The 17,446-nt window shown below is 29.5% G+C and carries 15 protein-coding genes; 3 read left to right on the plus strand and 12 right to left on the minus strand.

What is annotated here, in order from left to right:
- The first annotated feature begins 88 nt into the window (after window positions 1-88).
- Together M2214_RS13825 and M2214_RS13830 are read left to right on the plus strand one after the other, a co-directional pair.
- The gene (locus tag M2214_RS13825) at window positions 89-604 is read left to right on the plus strand and encodes a chromate transporter (protein WP_248479816.1); all 516 of its coding nucleotides are present in this window, start codon (window positions 89-91) and stop codon (window positions 602-604) included.
- Window positions 589-1,125 (plus strand): chromate transporter, encoded by a 537-nt coding sequence (locus M2214_RS13830; RefSeq protein WP_248479818.1) that lies wholly within the window; start codon window positions 589-591, stop codon window positions 1,123-1,125. Before M2214_RS13825 ends, M2214_RS13830 begins: the two co-directional genes overlap by 16 nt.
- 11 nt (window positions 1,126-1,136) lie before the next feature.
- On the opposite strand, the gene clpX is transcribed toward M2214_RS13830, so the two are convergent.
- The 3 genes from clpX to tig form a co-directional block, all read right to left on the minus strand.
- A complete protein-coding gene (clpX, locus tag M2214_RS13835) occupies window positions 1,137-2,393 on the minus strand; it encodes an ATP-dependent Clp protease ATP-binding subunit ClpX (RefSeq protein ID WP_248479821.1) in 1,257 nt (418 codons plus the stop codon).
- 24 nt (window positions 2,394-2,417) lie between these two features.
- Window positions 2,418-3,002 carry an ATP-dependent Clp endopeptidase proteolytic subunit ClpP gene (gene clpP / locus M2214_RS13840; protein ID WP_248479823.1) on the minus strand — a complete coding sequence of 195 codons (585 nt, stop codon included), beginning with the start codon at window positions 3,000-3,002 and terminating at the stop codon, window positions 2,418-2,420.
- A gap of 63 nt (window positions 3,003-3,065) precedes the next feature.
- Window positions 3,066-4,352, minus strand: a complete 1,287-nt coding sequence (gene tig, locus M2214_RS13845) for a trigger factor (protein ID WP_248479834.1) — start codon at window positions 4,350-4,352, stop codon at window positions 3,066-3,068.
- Window positions 4,353-4,563: 211 nt separating this feature from the next.
- On the opposite strand from tig, the gene M2214_RS13850 reads away from it, so the two are divergent.
- Complete coding sequence (locus M2214_RS13850) at window positions 4,564-5,835, plus strand: ArsB/NhaD family transporter (protein WP_248479836.1); 1,272 nt, start codon at window positions 4,564-4,566, stop codon at window positions 5,833-5,835.
- Window positions 5,836-6,270: 435 nt separating this feature from the next.
- Here the strand turns inward: M2214_RS13850 and M2214_RS13855 are convergent, their stop codons facing one another.
- The 9 genes from M2214_RS13855 to M2214_RS13895 all read right to left on the minus strand — a co-directional run bounded on the left by M2214_RS13855 (window position 6,271) and on the right by M2214_RS13895 (window position 17,176).
- Window positions 6,271-6,663 (minus strand): hypothetical protein, encoded by a 393-nt coding sequence (locus M2214_RS13855; protein WP_248479838.1) that lies wholly within the window; start codon window positions 6,661-6,663, stop codon window positions 6,271-6,273.
- Window positions 6,664-7,074: 411 nt separating this feature from the next.
- The gene (locus M2214_RS13860; protein ID WP_248479840.1) at window positions 7,075-7,611 is read right to left on the minus strand and encodes a DUF2179 domain-containing protein; all 537 of its coding nucleotides are present in this window, start codon (window positions 7,609-7,611) and stop codon (window positions 7,075-7,077) included.
- Window positions 7,612-7,740: 129 nt separating this feature from the next.
- Window positions 7,741-8,217 (minus strand): metallophosphoesterase family protein, encoded by a 477-nt coding sequence (locus M2214_RS13865; protein ID WP_248479842.1) that lies wholly within the window; start codon window positions 8,215-8,217, stop codon window positions 7,741-7,743.
- 2 nt (window positions 8,218-8,219) lie between these two features.
- Window positions 8,220-9,560, minus strand: a complete 1,341-nt coding sequence (rph, locus tag M2214_RS13870) for a ribonuclease PH (protein WP_248479844.1) — start codon at window positions 9,558-9,560, stop codon at window positions 8,220-8,222.
- Window positions 9,561-9,793: 233 nt separating this feature from the next.
- Window positions 9,794-10,921, minus strand: a complete 1,128-nt coding sequence (locus M2214_RS13875) for a mandelate racemase/muconate lactonizing enzyme family protein (protein ID WP_248479846.1) — start codon at window positions 10,919-10,921, stop codon at window positions 9,794-9,796.
- Window positions 10,922-11,052: 131 nt separating this feature from the next.
- Complete coding sequence (locus M2214_RS13880) at window positions 11,053-12,477, minus strand: sodium:solute symporter family protein (protein ID WP_248479848.1); 1,425 nt, start codon at window positions 12,475-12,477, stop codon at window positions 11,053-11,055.
- A gap of 46 nt (window positions 12,478-12,523) precedes the next feature.
- A complete protein-coding gene (locus tag M2214_RS13885) occupies window positions 12,524-13,618 on the minus strand; it encodes an NAD/NADP-dependent octopine/nopaline dehydrogenase family protein (protein ID WP_248479850.1) in 1,095 nt (364 codons plus the stop codon).
- Window positions 13,619-14,060: 442 nt separating this feature from the next.
- Complete coding sequence (locus M2214_RS13890; RefSeq protein WP_248479852.1) at window positions 14,061-16,097, minus strand: N-acetylmuramoyl-L-alanine amidase; 2,037 nt, start codon at window positions 16,095-16,097, stop codon at window positions 14,061-14,063.
- A gap of 98 nt (window positions 16,098-16,195) precedes the next feature.
- Window positions 16,196-17,176 (minus strand): AIR synthase family protein, encoded by a 981-nt coding sequence (locus M2214_RS13895; RefSeq protein WP_248479854.1) that lies wholly within the window; start codon window positions 17,174-17,176, stop codon window positions 16,196-16,198.
- Between the last annotated feature and the right edge of the window lie 270 nt (window positions 17,177-17,446).

The following is a 17,446-nucleotide window of genomic DNA, read 5'->3' on the forward strand; positions in this document are numbered from 1 at the left end:
AAATTTTTTTCAATATAATCTAAATTATATAAATTTATTTTAGGTTTAGTGTTATAATATTTTCATAATACTATCTTTGGAGGTATATATGCTTAAATTATTTTTATTATTTTTTAAAATAGGTTCAGTTACATTTGGCGGCGGATATGCTATGATCCCTTTGATAGAAAAGGAGCTTGTTCTTAAACAAAAATTAGTATCAGAAGATGAGTTCTTAGATTACGTATCTATCGCTCAAAGCTTTCCAGGTGCAATAGCTGTCAATATTTCTTTATTACTTGGATATAAGTTCAATAAACTTTTAGGAAGTATCGTATGTGTTTTGGGTACAATACTACCTTCTTTTATTTCAATATTGATACTTGCTTATTTTTATAATAAAAACAATACATCCTCTTATCTAAATGGATTTTTCTTAGGTGTAAGACCCGTAGTCGCGTCGTTATTATTGTATTCATTCTTTAGATTATCTAAAAAAGTAGAAAAAAATACACTAAATATATTATTTTTAGGAATATCATTTACATTGGTTACATTTTTTTCTATTAACCCGATTTATATAATTATAATTGGAGGTATATTAGGATTATGTATAAATTCTTAGATTTATTTGAAATTTTCATAGCCTTTTTTAAAATAGGAGCTTTTAGCTTTGGTGGTGGCTATGCTATGCTTCCATTTATAGAAAGAGAAATCGTTAACAAAAATGGATGGTTATCTCCCAAGGAGTTTTTAGATGTACTAGCTATATCTCAAGTATCACCAGGACCAATTGCTATAAATTCAGCAACATTTATAGGGTATAAGTATAATTTTATATTAGGGTCTATTTTTGCAACATTAGGAGTTATATTTTTTTCTATAATAATTATCAATATAGTCTCTCCATCACTTGAAAAATATAAGAATAATAAATATATAACTACTTTATTTAAGACCTTAAGACCTATAACAATAGGATTTATATTATCTGCATTCTATTCTACATATGAAAAAAGTGTATCCGACCTTTTTTCTATGTGTATCTTCTTTGTTTCATTAATACTTCTTCATTCAAAAAAAATACATCCTGTTTTTATAATTATATTTTCAGGATTTATTGGAATAATTTTAAAAGGGGCATAAGCCCCTTTTATTTATGCACTCTCTTCAGGTTTTTGACCAGGTTTACATATAACTAAAGGTTCTTTATTGTCAGCAATAGTCTCTTTAGTGACAACAACCTTTTCGATATCATCTCTTGATGGTATTTCAAACATAATATCCATCATAGCTTTTTCTAGTATACTTCTAAGTCCTCTTGCTCCAGTCTTTCTTTCAATAGCTTTTTTAGCTATAGCAGTTAGTGCCTCTTGATCAAATTCAAGTTCAACCTTATCCATTTTGAATAATTTTGAATACTGCTTTGTTAAAGCATTTTTAGGCTCTTTAAGTATTTGAACAAGAGCGTTCTCGTCTAATAAGTCTAGAGTTACAACTACAGGAACTCTACCTATAAATTCAGGTATTAAACCAAATTTAAGTAAGTCTTCTGGTTCAGATTTTTTATATATCTTACCTAAATCCATCTCTTTTTTGCTCTCAATTTTAGCTCCAAAGCCTAGAGTTTTCTGTCCTATTCTCTTGTTTATTATCTTATCTATTCCATCAAAAGCTCCACCTACTATAAATAATATATTAGTAGTGTCTATTTGCAAGAATTCTTGATGTGGATGCTTTCTTCCACCTTGTGGAGGAACATTAGCCGTAGTTCCTTCTAATATTTTAAGAAGTGCTTGTTGTACCCCTTCTCCACTTACATCTCTTGTTATAGATGGATTTTCTGATTTTCTTGCTATCTTATCGATCTCGTCAATGTATATAATTCCTTTTTCTGCTTTTTCTATATCGTAATCAGATGCCTGAATTAATTTAAGAAGTATATTTTCCACATCTTCTCCAACATAACCAGCCTCTGTTAAAGATGTAGCGTCTACCATTGCAAACGGAACATTAAGTATTTTAGCAAGAGTTTGAGCAAGAAGCGTCTTACCAGAACCTGTAGGTCCTAGCATCATTATATTACTTTTTTGGATTTCAACGTCTTTGCTATTTTTATTTCCTGAATATATTCTTTTATAGTGGTTGTATACTGCAACTGCCAAAGATTTTTTAGCTTCATCTTGACCTATGACATACTCATCCAAAATATCCTTTATTTCTTTAGGTTTTGGTAACTCAGATATATCATTTTCAATGCTTTCTTTGAATTCTTCTTTTATTATTTCTTCACAAAGCTCTACACATTCATCACAAATGTATACATTGGGCCCTGCTATAAGTCTTTTAACTTGCTCTTGATTTTTGCCACAAAAAGAACACTTCAGATGTTTCTTATCTTCGTACTTTGACATTTTAACACCTCTCTTTAATTTAAGCTAAGGTCTCTTGCTTATAACCTCATCGATTAATCCATATTCTTTAGCTTGGTCTGCTTCCATGAAATAATCTCTTTCTGTATCTTGCTTTATTCTCTCAAGTGGCTGTCCAGTTCTCTCAGCCATTATTTGATTTAATTTTTCTTTCATTTTAACTATTCTTTGTGCATGTATTTCAATATCAGTAGCTTGACCTCTTGTTCCTCCAAGCGGCTGATGTATCATAATTTCTGCATTAGGAAGTGCAAATCTCTTTCCTTTTGCTCCTGCATTAAGTAAGAATGCTCCCATAGAAGCTGCCATACCTATACAAATAGTACTTACATCTGGTTTTATGTACTGCATAGTATCATAAATTGCCATACCTGCTGTTATACTTCCTCCTGGCGAGTTTATATATAAATATATATCTTTATCAGGATCTTCTGATTCTAAAAATAGAAGTTGTGCAACTATCAAGCTAGCTGTAGCATCGTTCACTTGATCCCCTAAGAATATTATTCTATCTTTTAATAATCTAGAATATATATCGTAAGATCTTTCTCCTCTTCCTGTTTGTTCTACTACCATAGGTACTAAAGCCATATACTACCCCTCCCTTTTTATCTATATATAGATACAGTAGCCCTTTTAAAGGCTACTGTCATATTAGTTTATTTTAGCGCTATCTACTAATAAGTCTATTGTTTTCTTAACTACTACATTTTCTTTGAAATAATCCATATCTTGCTCTCTAAGCGTTTCCTTAAACTTATCTGCTTCCATTTTGTACATAGATGCCATTTGAGCTATCTCATTGTTTAATTCTTCATCAGAAACTTCAATTCCTTCTTTTCCTGATATAGCTTCAAGAACTAAAGAAGTTTTAACTCTCTTTTGAGCATCTTCTCTCATTTGAGCTTTTAAATCTTCTATCTTCATTCCAGTGAATTTAACGTAGTTTTCAAGGTTTAATCCTTGCATTTGTAATTGTTGGTCAAAATCTCTTAACATATTGTTTACTTGATTATCAACCATAACTTCTGGAATTTCTATTTCAGCAGCTTCAGCAGCTTTTTCTACAGCCTTATTTCTTAATTCAGCTTCTTCGTTTTTCTTAGCAGCTTCTTCTAACTTAGCCTTTACATCACTCTTAAGTTCTTCTAATGTATCGAATTCACTTACATCTTTAGCAAATTCATCATCAAGCGCTGGCATTTCTTTAACCTTTATTTCTTTTACATTAACTACGAATAAAGCTTCTTTTCCAGCTAAGTTTTCTGCATGATACTCTTCTGGGAAAGTTACGTTTACTTTTACTTCGTCTCCTACATTAGCTCCAACTAATTGCTCTTCAAATCCTGGTATGAAAGATCCTGAACCTATAACTAGGTTGTGGTTTTCTCCCTTTCCACCATCAAAAGCTTCTCCATCTACGAATCCTTCAAAGTCTATAACAGCTGTATCATCATTTTGAACTGCTCTATCTTCTACGTTTATTAATCTTGAATTTTGATTTCTCATCTCTTCAATCTTATTATCTACGTCTTCTTCCTTTACAGTATATTCAATTTTTTCAATTTCTATACCTTTATATTCTCCTAATTTAACCTCTGGCTTTACAGTAACCTTAGCTATTAAAACAAGATCCTTATCGTCTCCTATTTCTTCTACATCAAGCTCTGGTCTATCAACAGGATCTAATTTAAGATCTTCTATAGCTTTTGAGTAAGCTTCTGGGAATACTATGTTTATAGCTTCATCAAAGAATACTCCTTTTCCATATTGAGCTTCTATTAACTTCTTAGGAGCTTTACCTTTTCTGAATCCAGCAATATTAAATCTTCCTTTTAATTTATCGTAAGCTTTATCATTTGCTTTTTTAAATTCATCTTTTTCTACAGTTATTTTTAATGTTACTTCATTTTGTTCCTTCTTTATTAATTCTGCGTTCATTTTATAATCCTCCTATGTAACTTTCTTTATTTTCTTTAATAACCCCTTTATTATAACATATAATAATTTTTATTTACAAGGGACTTGATTTGTTCATTTAACAAAAATAAAATTTTTTCAAACATTTACTTTTTTTGCAATTTTTCATATAATAAGAATATTAAAGTAAATATGTTAACTATTTAAAAATCAGAAGGAGAGTGGGTACTAAATGGATACACAAACGCTAATAGCTTTGGTAATATTTATAACTACTTATGCATTTATAGTTTCTGAAAAAATCGATAGAACGGCTATATCTTTTCTGGGAGCCTCGTGCCTTATACTGTTTGGTGTACTAAATGAAGAAGAAGCAATTCATTTTATAGACTTTAACACAATAGGGCTTTTAGTTGGAATGATGATTATTGTAAGTATACTCAAAACAACAGGCCTATTCCAGTATATAGCTATTAAATCAGCTAAGCTTTCAAAAGGCGAACCTCTTACTATAATGATTGTATTTTGTTTTGTAACAGCAGTTTTATCAGCTTTTCTAGATAATGTTACCACAGTTCTTTTAATAGCACCAGTTACACTAGTTATAACAGATACTCTTAATCTTAACCCCATTCCATTTTTAGTACCTCAAATAATCGCTTCTAATATAGGTGGTACAGCTACATTAGTAGGTGATCCTCCTAATATAATGATTGGTAGTGCGGCAAATATTGGATTTTTGGATTTTATATTAAATACAGGTCCAATTGCTTTTATCATATTAATTATTACCCTATTTTTGTTTAATATAATCTATAAAAAACAATTAATAGTTTCTGATGATGTTAAGAAAAAAATATTTAAATTCGATGAAAAATTAGCTATAACAAATAAAACTCTTTTAACAAAATGTCTATCTATATTATTTTTAGTTATGATAGGTCTTATGACACACCAATATTTCGGACTTGAATCTTCATCAATCGCTTTAATAGGTGCATCTATCATGCTAATTGTAAGTAAATCAAATGTTGAAGAAACTCTTCATTCAATCGAATGGACCACAATATTTTTCTTTATGTTTTTATTTATACTAGTTGGAGGACTTGAAAAAGTAGGAGTTATAGATGAAATTGCAAAAGTTATAGTTTCTTTTTCAAAGGATAACTTACCTCTTGCAACAATACTTCTTCTTTGGGCTGCTGCTATATTATCTTCGTTCCTTGATAATATACCATTTGTAGCAACTATGATACCTCTTATAACAAAGATTTCTTTATTGTCTAATATGAATGTAATGCCTCTTTGGTGGGCGCTATCTCTTGGAGCTTGTCTTGGAGGGAATGGTTCTTTAATAGGAGCTTCTGCAAATGTAATAGTTGCTGGAATTCTTAAGAAGAACAATCATGAGGTATCTTTTGTTGAATATATGAAGATAGGATTTCCGCTTATGATTATATCTATTATACTTAGTACAATATATTTATGGATATTCTATGTTTAAAAAAATGCTAATAGATTGTAATTTGTAAGTTTATATATTATAAAGATGCTTGTTATTAACTACCTAGATTTCTTACAAATGAAGTCTAGGTTTTTTTCATGCTTTCCTCTTACATTTTGTGGGTTATCTAAACTATCTATGAAAATCCCGTGAATGCAACGATATTTTGAATATAACTAAGTTCTTGTCTCATTAATAATCTTAAAATTTACGAACTCCCTACGCTCAAACACGCAAATTTCTTAACAGATTATTAAACGCCAAAAACTAAGTTGTATTAGTCAAAATATCTAAAAGCATTCACTAACATTTTCATAGACAGTTTATAGTATCAGTCTCTATCATTATATAATTACTCTTACCCTGCTAAAAAATTTTCATTAAATCTATTTAAAATTTAGACTATACCTAAGATTAATGTTGATATGTAAGTTTTTAATCCTGTTTCTTTTTTAAAAATGTAACATCGATAAAAGAGATGCCAAAAGCCAAACCCAACGGTCCAGAAAATACTCTAAGCAAATCTATATCTGAAGGTCTAAGAACATAACCTGAAATATAATTTATAGTTCCAAATAAAGTAAACAAAACAATAAACTTAAACAGCCTTTTTCTTATCTCAACCCATTTTAATTTTCTTAAATTTAAAATGGTGATAACAGGAATATATAAAAGCAAAAAAAAGGTTAAAATTAAATAGCCAATTCCAAATTTAAAAGCAATGCTACTACCTATACCTGTATAACTCATCAAAAGTAAAATTATAGTTCCAACTGCAAATAAGAAGTACATAATTTTAGTAAAAGATAGTGATATGTCTTTTTTCATCTTATACCTCACTTAATTTTTAGTACACATTTTTCTACAAGTGCGTCTTTGTTCTATTATACCAGTTTATTATATAAATATTGCCTCTTAATTTTATTTTGTATCACAAAGAGAAGTATGTCTTCTTTGAATCTATATAATATCTACCACTAAACTTAAAAATTATGCTCATTGAAATGTTAGAGACTTTTAGGTTAATATTTTTCTATATAACTTAGATTACGGATAGTGAATATTCGTTAAGAAACTTTTTTGTCTGACCGTAGGGAGTTTAAAAGTTTTAGAATAATCACTATCCGTAATCTTTAGTTATATAAAAATATTGACTAAGTATCGGTATTTCAATGAGTATACTTTTTCGCTTACCACATAACTATAAGTTTTCAACAAAAAAGAAATAAGCCCTAAAGCTTATTTCTTCTTAATTCCTATTCCCTGTCTTTTTTTAAAGTATCCACCCTTTATATTTCTAGCATCCATTATAGTTATGAATGCATCTTTATCGTATTTATCTACACAAACCTCAAAATTTCTAATATCTTTTCTATTTAATACTACATTTAAAATGCTTATTTTACCTTCTTTTCCGTGACCTTCTGTAACCGTAACTCCAAAACCTTTTTCTCTCAAATAAGAAGAAAATTTATCTATATCTCTTTTAGTTATAATTTGAGCTATAAGTGTTCCTATAGCCATTTTTTCTTCTATCAATATACCTATATAGTTACCTGCGGCAAATCCCATTGCATAGAAAAAAACATTTAGCATATTATCCATACCAGTTAAAACCTTGTTTATAGCAAGTATATATATTATTATCTCTACAAAACCTATCATAGCAGCTTGCATTTTTTTACCTCTAACTACCATTATAGTTCTTATTGTAGCCATAGATACATCTGTACATCTTGCCATAAATATGAAAAGATATCCTAAAATTGATCCCATTTTCAATCCCTCCTATAAAGTAAAACTTAATTCAGATGGAGTTTTTACTCTAACTGAATTTCTAGCTGAACTAATCCAAAAGCTAAAAGTTCTTATCTCTAACCTTAAGAGGATGGAGTCTTAGAGCTTTTAGCTTTCGGACAAAATTATATCTTGAATATGAACTCCACCATCTATATTCATAGTAATAAATTGTCTGCTGCTATTTCCTCTAGGAAGCGATATACTTCCAGGGTTTAAAAACAATATGTTATCCTCTTTATAATTTACAGGTATATGAGAATGTCCAAATATAACTATATCTACGTTTAATTCTAGAGCTCTTCTTTTTATACTTCTCAATGAGTACTTTATATCGTATTTGTGACCATGGCATAAAAATATTCTATAACCTCCAACATCAAATACAATCTCGTCCTCAACATCTTCAAAATCACAATTTCCTCTTATTCCTATAGTATCTACTCCTGTGATTTCGTTAATATACTTAGAGTCTTGAAAATTATCTCCAGTATGAAGTATTAACTCACATTCTTTTAAGCACTCTATAGCTTTATCTATATACTTATAGTTTCTATGTGTATCTCCTATTACACCTATCTTCATTTTTATTTTAACCTCTTTCCAAACTCTTCTTTCATCTTTTCTAATGCATTAGCTCTGTGGCTTATACTATTTTTAATCTCTGCTGGTAATTCTCCAAAAGCTTTATCATATCTATTAACTATAAATAAAGGATCATATCCAAATCCATTAGTTCCTTTTCTCTCAAATCCTATTTTACCCTCGCAAGTTCCTCTTACAGTAAACTCTTCTCCATTTGGAAATACAACGGCTATAGCTGATACAAATCTAGCTGTTCTATCACTCATATTTACATTAGTCATCATTTTTAGTAATTTTTCATTGTTATCATTATCAGTAGCATTCTCTCCTGCAAATCTAGCAGAATATATTCCAGGCTTTCCTCCTATAGCATCTACTATAAGACCAGAATCATCTGCAATAGCTATTCTTCCTGTTCTTCTAGAAACTTCTCTAGCTTTAATAAGAGCATTTTCTTCAAATGTAGTTCCATTTTCCTCTATCTCAAGTCCAGCAAGTCCCATACTCTTCATAGATAGTATCTTAACCTTAAAACCCCTTAATATCTTACCTATCTCCTCAAGCTTATGAGCGTTAGATGTAGCTATAACAACATCAGTTTTATCTCCAAGTATTAATTTAGTTATATCTCCCAAAGCATTTTTTTGTTCTTGTATTAAAATTCTATTACCTATCTCTCCAAGCTCTAAAAGTTCATGGAATTGTTGTTTCTTAAAAGGGAATCCTTCTGCTGTTCCTTGTACTTCAACAAACTCATCTTTATTCGTCATTACTATATTCATATCAACCTGAGCTTGTGAATCTTCTTCATAACATAAATCTAATATATTTTCTCCATTATATATTCCAACACTTATAGCAGAAACAAATGATTTTACAGGAATTTTTTTTATCTTCTTATCTATATAAAGCTTGTGTAGTGCATCTATCATAGCTACAAAAGAACCAGTTATAGATGCAGTTCTAGTACCACCATCAGCCTGAATAACATCGCAGTCTATCCATATAGTTCTCTCACCTATACCTTTTAAATCTATTACAGATCTTAAAGTTCTTCCTATAAGTCTTTGAATTTCTTGAGTTCTTCCATCAACTTTACCTCTTGAAGATTCTCTAATTTTTCTGCTATGAGTAGATCTTGGAAGCATAGAATACTCAGCAGTTATCCATCCACTCCCAGTATTTTTTAAAAACGGAGGAACCTTCTCCTCAATAGATGCATTACATAAAACCTTAGTTTCTCCCATCTCTATAAGAACAGAACCTTCTGCATATTTTGTATAATCTCTTGTTATCTTTATATTTCTAAGTTGATCATTTCTTCTTCCATCTATTCTATTCAAGTGAATCACCCTTTCCTTTTCAATTTATACTTTAATATTATACAACAATAACCATATTATTAATACACATTCATTGTTAAAAAAATTCGCTTCATACTGTATATTTATTAGAAATAGTTGATACTTTTGTTTACTTCATATAAAAGAAACACAAAGAACAACTCTTGCAAAATATACCAAGAGTTGTTCTTTGTACTTTACCTTTTTATTCTATTATTTTAAAGAAAGTTTTATTAGCTTATTGTGAATTCATCAACTTTATATTTTTCTATTATCTGATCAAAAGCATTTATTCCTAAACCTGGTTTATCATTAATTTTTATAGATCCATTTATTATATTGTTCGAGTAATCAGTTATATCCTCTTTTAAACGTAAAGGAGAAAAATAAGCATGACCAAATTCCCAAAGATTACTTGCTGAAGCACCTAATTGAAGACTTGCAGCTTGAGTTATACCTTCTTCTATCATAGAATTCATTAAGCAATAAATACCATAAGTTTTTGCTAAATCCATTATTTGTTTAGCTTTATATATACCACCATGTTTAGAAACTTTTATACTAAATACATCTACTGCTTTACTTTCAATTAATACTTTTGCATCATGTATTGTAAATAAGCTTTCATCTGCAGATACAGGTATATTAATATTTTGTCTTACTTTTGCCATACCAGCAATATCCCAATAAGGTACAGGTTGTTCTAATAATGAAATATCATATTTTTCTATCTTTTTAGCAAATTTTATAGCTGTATTTACGTCCAAACCTTGATTTGCATCAACAATCAAAGGATAATCCTTCCCAACTGCATCTCTTATGCTTTTGATTCTTTCTATATCATCAAATATACTTAAAGCTCCAACTTTTATCATAATAGATTTATATCCTTGATTTTTAATTTTTATTGCTTCTTCAGCATTCTTTTCAGGTAAATCACTTCCTAAAGACCACATAATTGGAATTTCTTCTCGCAATCTTCCTTGAAGTAAATTGTGAATTGGTAAATTTGAATATTTTCCCTTTATATCATAGCATGCTATATCTATCGCAGCTTTAGACAAATAATTGCCCTTAATAATACTGTCCATTGCTTTATGTATACTCGCTATATTTAATGGATTCATACCTAAAATAGAAGGACCTATATATTTTTTTATAATCGCTTTAATAGTTTCGGGAGTTTCTTCTGTAAAATGTGGAAAAGGATTAGTTTCTCCAATTCCTAATAATCCCTCATCAGTAAATATTTTAACTAATATAGGTTCTGTATTTTCAATACTTCCTATTGCTTTTGAAAGGTTATATACTTTCTTTAATGGTACTTTAATGTGTTCTATATCAATTTTTAATATTTTCATATAAACCCACCCCCTCTATATTTCAAATAAAGCTTAGTTGAAATTAAAAAATCTCTTCCTTAATTTAATTCTTTAAACTTTTTAAGGAAGAGATTTTAGTTTTAATTTAATACACTACTCTTATACTGTTTTTATGCTTTACTATTTCTTGTAAAAATTGAAACTATAATAATTGATATTGTAGAAACTACAAGGGCAGTTATTACTCTATTAGGTCCCAATGCTGTAATTTGCGTTAATAGAGCTCCTACAACAATTCCTACTCTTGATCCCCATGGAGTTATCTTACTATTATTTTTACCCATTTCAAACTCTTCATCTGGTCTATCTTTCCATAACAAGCCAACTAATAATACAGGAACCAATCCGCCTCCTGATATTGCATATGCTTTAGAAAATAGCCCCAATATTGAACTTCCGTAAATACCTGCTAGTGCTCCAAATATACCTATTAATGCTGTTAACCACTTTGCATACTTAACAAGTTGGTTATCAGTCACATTTTTCTTAAAAGGTTTAATTAAATCATTAACAATTAAAATAGATGCAGAATTTAAACTTGAATCAGCTGATGACATACCTGCCGCTAAAATAAGTACAAAAATCATAGCTGAAATCCACACCGGAACATAATTTAACATAAACCATGGTATAGCATCGTCAGGTTTTAATCCTTGATTTAATGTTAAAATAACCATTCCTACTAATGCTGTAAGCATTACCATAATAATTGCAACTATTCCACTAAATAACATACCATTTTTTGCAGTTTTACTGTCTTTTGCTGAAAAACATCTTTGCCAATAGGCTTGAGTTGCTAATATTCCTATGCAACCTGTTATAAACTTTGTTACAAGTTCAATTTTATTACTACCTCCAAATGTCCATAATTCTCCTTTTCCTACTTCCGCCAAACGTACTCCTATCTCTGCTAAATTCCAATGTACAGGTGAGAATGCATAAATATAAAAAGCTCCACCGAATATTATAACTAAAATTCCTTGCACTAGATCAGTCCAAACAACAGAGTGTATCCCTCCTAAAGTAGTGTAAATAATAAATATAGCTGAGAATATTAAAATTATTGGAATAGGATTTGCACCTGTTATAATATTAAATATATTACCAAAAGCTTTTCCTTGACCACCTACCCAAGCAATCATAATCATAGAAGCTAAAATTCCTCCCAAAGCTCTAGTTACTTTATCTTTTACAACTAAATCATCAATCATTTCTGGGAAAGTAATATATTTAAATCTTCCCGCTAAACCAGCAAAGAAAAGTGCAAAAATAATTTTACTTCCTTGTTCTCCTAAAATGAAAGCCATCCATGGAAGACCTATTTCATAACCTTTTCCTGCATGACCTATAAAGTTTCCAACTCCCATAATAGTGGACAATTGAGTGAATAAAATAAGATATAGTGGAAAATTTTTTCCACCAATAGCATAACTAGAAAAGCTTGATTGAGCTGTATCTTTAACTTTAAAAGAAATATATAAAAACACTCCACACATTATACTCGTTAATATCCATAACAATGTCCCAAGACTCATAAAAATCCCCCCTGTCATTTTTTAATTATAATCGCTATGATCTCTTTTACATTTTTATTGCGTACTCGATGATTTTATTCATAGACATATCTTTAATTCCTAATTTTTCTAAGTTATATCCAGTTTCAATGTAATTCTTATCATGTAATTTTGAAGCTAAAGCTATGCATACATCAATTACAGGTGTCTTAACACCTACTTTTTCTCCAAGTTGTTTTGTTGGAACTACTAAATATGGAAGGTCTTCTGTAATATATCTACCAAAAACACTTTGACCGTATATATCTTTATAAGGACTTTCTTCACTATTAACATATTCATAAATGCTCTGAGTTTCATTGAAGCCATAATACATTTTTTCCTGGTCTAAGGTACTCAAAAGCTTAAGATTATATTTTTCTCCAATACTCATTCTTTCTTTATCCATTTCTTCCATTTTTTTAGATACTAAAGGACTTATTCCATCCATATAATGTCTAAAGTTTTTTGGATTTTTTTCAATTCCTGCAACATTTAATAAAACAGGTAGGGGATGAAGTATTGCATTAAAATTATCCAAGCTAACTTCTAATACATTTTCACCATAAATATATATATCTGCTATTTCATTCATTATGTTCAATATTTCTTCATTTTTCTCTACAGGGCAAGTTGCTAATTTAAGCTTAAGCTTTTGCTTATAAACCGTTACAGTATTATACTCTGTAGCTCTACATGCATAAGGTAATGAAGCCACCTCTGAAATTGAGATGTTCTTACTTATTCCATACTCTGACATCATTTTCTTCAATAAGAAAGTCCCATAATTACCTGGAATAATGATAACTTTTTGTTCATCCTTTAGATGTGGTATAAGTAATTTAAAAAGAGGTTCATGTGCAAAAGCTGGAGCTACAACAAGTACTATATCTCTATCAGAAACAGCTTCTTCAATATCAGCTGTTACACAATTTAAATTACCGTTGCAAGTTATATCCCCTTTTACATATATCTCTTTTTCCCTTTGAAGTTTTAGAAAATCCTTAGTTGGTTCTAATGCTTCAAAAATATTGACAGAGTGACCTTTTGAAGCTATTTGCGCTGCTAAAGCCTTACCTCCATTACCACAGCCTAATATTGCAAATTTATATAATTTCTTCATTGTATCCCTCCTCAAATTTTAAATTCATATACACATTTTTCTATATTTAATATAAAATCTTAATTAACTTCAACAAAATCTCAACCCATATTCATTCCCCTCCTTTTCCTAATTTAACATTGACTAATACATGAAGTTTAAATGTCCTACAGTACAACTGTTATTCCGTCATACTGTTATATATATTATTAAACCCTTAAAAATGTTCTTAATATTCTGAAATTTATATTAAAAATAAAATTTATATTAAAAATAAAATTAATACGGCTAAAATTAAAAGCTTTTATTGAGATTAATACGCATAAAAAAATGACCTATAACTAGGTCATTTTAAACTGACTCCTAACGGTATCATTTTTTTTATTTGCAATCTGATTGGCAATTTAGATATATCAACTAACGCTTGTACTATCAATTTCCTTAGATATTGAAAAGGAACAGCTTATTGCTGTCCCTCAAAATATTTTTGTAATCCTTTATATATTCCTTCTACTAATTTTTCTTGATACTCTTCAGAATTTAAAAGATTTAACTCATTAGGGTTAGTCAAGAATCCACATTCTATTAAAACTGCTGGCATCTCTGTGTACTTAATTACAACCAAATTAGGTCTTTTCACTGTTTTTCTATCAGCCGCACCAGTTTGATTTTTAAGTTCCTCATGTATTGTCTTAGCTAAAGTCTCATTATCTCTTCCATTTGCATATTCTCCATCATTAGGATAATAAAGAGTTTGTAGACCGTGAATATCAGTTTTATCAACCGCATTTATATGTATGCTTATGAATAAATCTGCATCCTTATTGTTTGCCATCTCTGTTCTTTCTTTTAATGCAGGATATGTATCATCAGTTCTAGTCATAATAGTGTCATATCCATTTTGAATAAGTTTTTCATTTAATATTTTAGATATTGCAAGAGTTAAATCCTTCTCTTTTGTCTTATCTATAGGAGATATAGCTCCAGGATCTTTTCCTCCATGACCAGCATCTATTGCTATTAAATACTTTCCATTTCTTTGATTTTCTTCTTCATTATAAAGTTTTATTTGTATATTTTTATCATCTGCATTTAGAACTTTATACATAACCTCATCTTTTAAATATATATTGATCCTAGTATAATCACTTTTTTTGTCTACTTCTATGTTTTCGACAAAATAATCATCAACTTCTATTTCTTCATCTTCTGAATCTATATATTTGTTGTCTATATTTATCTTTATTTTGTTTTCCCACTCATCATATTCAATAGTATCTTCTTGTTCATCTTCACTATTTTCATCATCCTCTATATTTTTTGCAACTTCAAATATAGAATTATAGCTATTAAAATCGTATTTTAAAAATTCATTATCTATATCAATTTCTAAAAAGTCAAACAGTATATGTATATTATTTTCATCTTCTGTAATCTTTATATTACTTCTGTCTATACCTTCCTTTAGAGTAAGTACCAATCTAGTTCTATCTTCGTCTTCATAATAATAAGCTCTATAAGATTTTATATACTCTTCATCGATTTCTTTATCTATACTAGGCATATCATCATATATCTTAGTGTAATCCAAATCAAGTACAAGTCTGTTAGGACCTTCTAGGTAAAAACTCTTATATCTATTTTTTAAATCTCTATGTACTATAAATTCTTCTTTATCATTTTTTTCAAATTTAAATTTAGCATAATTATCTTTTACTTTAAACTTAATAGTTATCATTTCATCATCTTGAGTTATATCGTATTCATCCATATAATTTAAATCAATTACAACCCTTGATACCATTGGTTCTTCAGAAAACTGAGATACCCTTATATCCTTTATAACTTGTCCATTAACTATGTACTTGTCCTTAGGTGTAGCCATTTTAGTATCTTGTATGTCTATAACTAATCTATCTGGATCAACTAAAACTATTTCATTATATGTAGATTTATCACTAACCTTTATTTTAACTTCATCTAAGCTGTACTCTATATTCTCAAGCTTTGTAAAATCACCTTGACTTTCAAGCAGAACAACTCTATTGGCAGAATCCCAATCAACATTAACACCTAACTGCTCTGACACAAATCTTACAGGAACCATAGTTCTATCGCTTATAAGTTTTGCAGGAACCTTATCAGGAAGAATATATTCCTTTTCATTTACATAAGCTTTATAACTGTCTATTTTTAAAACTATTTCCTTATCATCTTTTTGTATATGTACTTCATAATTTTTAGCATCCCAGCTTACCTTCGCACCTAAATTTTCAGATACAAGCCTTACCGGAACTAAAGTTCTATCATTTAATATAACTGGAGGAACGTCGCCTTCAAGATACTTCCCATCAAGCTTGACTTTGGTAATAGGTATTTTCACATTCTTCCCATCTAAAATAAAGCTTCCTTCCAAAACATCTTCATTCGCATAACCTAAATTAGCCAACAAACAAAACATAACTAAAAATAAAGTAAATATACTACCAAGTCTTTTCACTAAACTTCCCCCCAACATCTTATCTTATCCTATTTAAGAATATCATTTAAAATTTTATAATGTCAACTTTGATAAGACTTTGTAATTTAAATGTAACATTATATAACCTTGTAAAGTTCATCACTTTCAGGAGGGTCTATAACTTCACTGCCATTGTCTATTAAAACCTTACCTGTCTCTATGAATTCACCTATTACACTAAATGCTATATTTTTTTTATCAAATCTATCTTTTAATAAATCAAACTTATTTTTATCTATACCTATTATCATAGATCCACTAGATATAAGTCTAAGTGGATTTATATTGTAGTGATCACATACAAGCTTAGTACTCTCATTAATATGTATTTTATCATTATATATACTGCATCCTAAATCATATAAGTCACACATTTCCCAAACAGCACCTAAAACTCCACCCTCTGTCACATCATGCATACAGCTAACACCTACTTTGCCAGCTATAATACCTTCTTTAACAACACTTACCTTATCAAGTAAAGATTTTCCTTCTTGCACAATAGCCTCTCCAAATATACGCTTTAATTCATCCTCTTTTTCAAAACATATGATTCCAGTTCCTTCAATACCAGCTCCTTTTGTTAAAATTATCAAATCCCCAATTTTCGGCTTATCTTTATTTATAAGTTCACTTTTGCTCTGCTTTCCAATTCCAGTTGACGATATAACTATTCTGTTGACAGCGTCAGTTATCTCAGTATGTCCACCTATTATATCTACATTCAGCTTATCTGCCTCGCTAGACGCATCAAGCATTATATTCTTTATCTCTTTCTCTGTAGTTCCAACTGGTGCCATAATAGTAAGCATTATACCTAAAGGGCTAACTCCACTAGATGCTATATCATTACAAGTTATATGAACAGCTAACTTCCCTATTTCCTCACTTGTTCCCGTTATAGGGTCAGTGCTCATAACACATACATAATCTCCAAAATCTACACACGCACAATCCTCTCCAACATTTGGAGTTACAAGTATTTCTTCTCTCTTTTTATTTAAAGTAGAAAAAATCAACTCTTTTAGCTGATCCGTACTCAATTTACCAACCTTCATAACCTACCCCCTAAAATACAAATTATATAATTATTATATCAAAAAATTTGTATGAAGAAGTCTTTATTTGAATATTTTAGAGTTAGACTTTTTTGGAAATTCATACAGTTTACTAGTTACATTAAAAATTAGGTTTGAAAATCCATTTAAAATAAAGGAACTTAAAATGTTAGAGAATGATTTAAATATTTTTTTATAAAACTAGTATTACAGTGTTTGAATATCCGTGAAAAGTTCGTTGTCTGACCGTTAGGGAGTTTAGAACTTTTA

Source organism: Tepidibacter aestuarii (assembly GCF_934924865.1).
Taxonomy (GTDB): domain Bacteria; phylum Bacillota; class Clostridia; order Peptostreptococcales; family Peptostreptococcaceae; genus Tepidibacter_A; species Tepidibacter_A aestuarii.

What these genes read in the sequence shown, in the direction of transcription:
- M2214_RS13825 (WP_248479816.1), top strand. Translation starts at nt 89, where the DNA reads ATGCTTAAATTATTTTTATTATTTTTTAAAATAGGTTCAGTTACATTT.
- M2214_RS13830 (WP_248479818.1), top strand. Translation starts at nt 589, where the DNA reads ATGTATAAATTCTTAGATTTATTTGAAATTTTCATAGCCTTTTTTAAA.
- clpX (WP_248479821.1), bottom strand. Translation starts at nt 2,393, where the DNA reads ATGTCAAAGTACGAAGATAAGAAACATCTGAAGTGTTCTTTTTGTGGC.
- clpP (WP_248479823.1), bottom strand. Translation starts at nt 3,002, where the DNA reads ATGGCTTTAGTACCTATGGTAGTAGAACAAACAGGAAGAGGAGAAAGA.
- tig (WP_248479834.1), bottom strand. Translation starts at nt 4,352, where the DNA reads ATGAACGCAGAATTAATAAAGAAGGAACAAAATGAAGTAACATTAAAA.
- M2214_RS13850 (WP_248479836.1), top strand. Translation starts at nt 4,564, where the DNA reads ATGGATACACAAACGCTAATAGCTTTGGTAATATTTATAACTACTTAT.
- M2214_RS13855 (WP_248479838.1), bottom strand. Translation starts at nt 6,663, where the DNA reads ATGAAAAAAGACATATCACTATCTTTTACTAAAATTATGTACTTCTTA.
- M2214_RS13860 (WP_248479840.1), bottom strand. Translation starts at nt 7,611, where the DNA reads ATGGGATCAATTTTAGGATATCTTTTCATATTTATGGCAAGATGTACA.
- M2214_RS13865 (WP_248479842.1), bottom strand. Translation starts at nt 8,217, where the DNA reads ATGAAGATAGGTGTAATAGGAGATACACATAGAAACTATAAGTATATA.
- M2214_RS13875 (WP_248479846.1), bottom strand. Translation starts at nt 10,921, where the DNA reads ATGAAAATATTAAAAATTGATATAGAACACATTAAAGTACCATTAAAG.
- M2214_RS13880 (WP_248479848.1), bottom strand. Translation starts at nt 12,477, where the DNA reads ATGAGTCTTGGGACATTGTTATGGATATTAACGAGTATAATGTGTGGA.
- M2214_RS13885 (WP_248479850.1), bottom strand. Translation starts at nt 13,618, where the DNA reads ATGAAGAAATTATATAAATTTGCAATATTAGGCTGTGGTAATGGAGGT.
- M2214_RS13895 (WP_248479854.1), bottom strand. Translation starts at nt 17,176, where the DNA reads ATGAAGGTTGGTAAATTGAGTACGGATCAGCTAAAAGAGTTGATTTTT.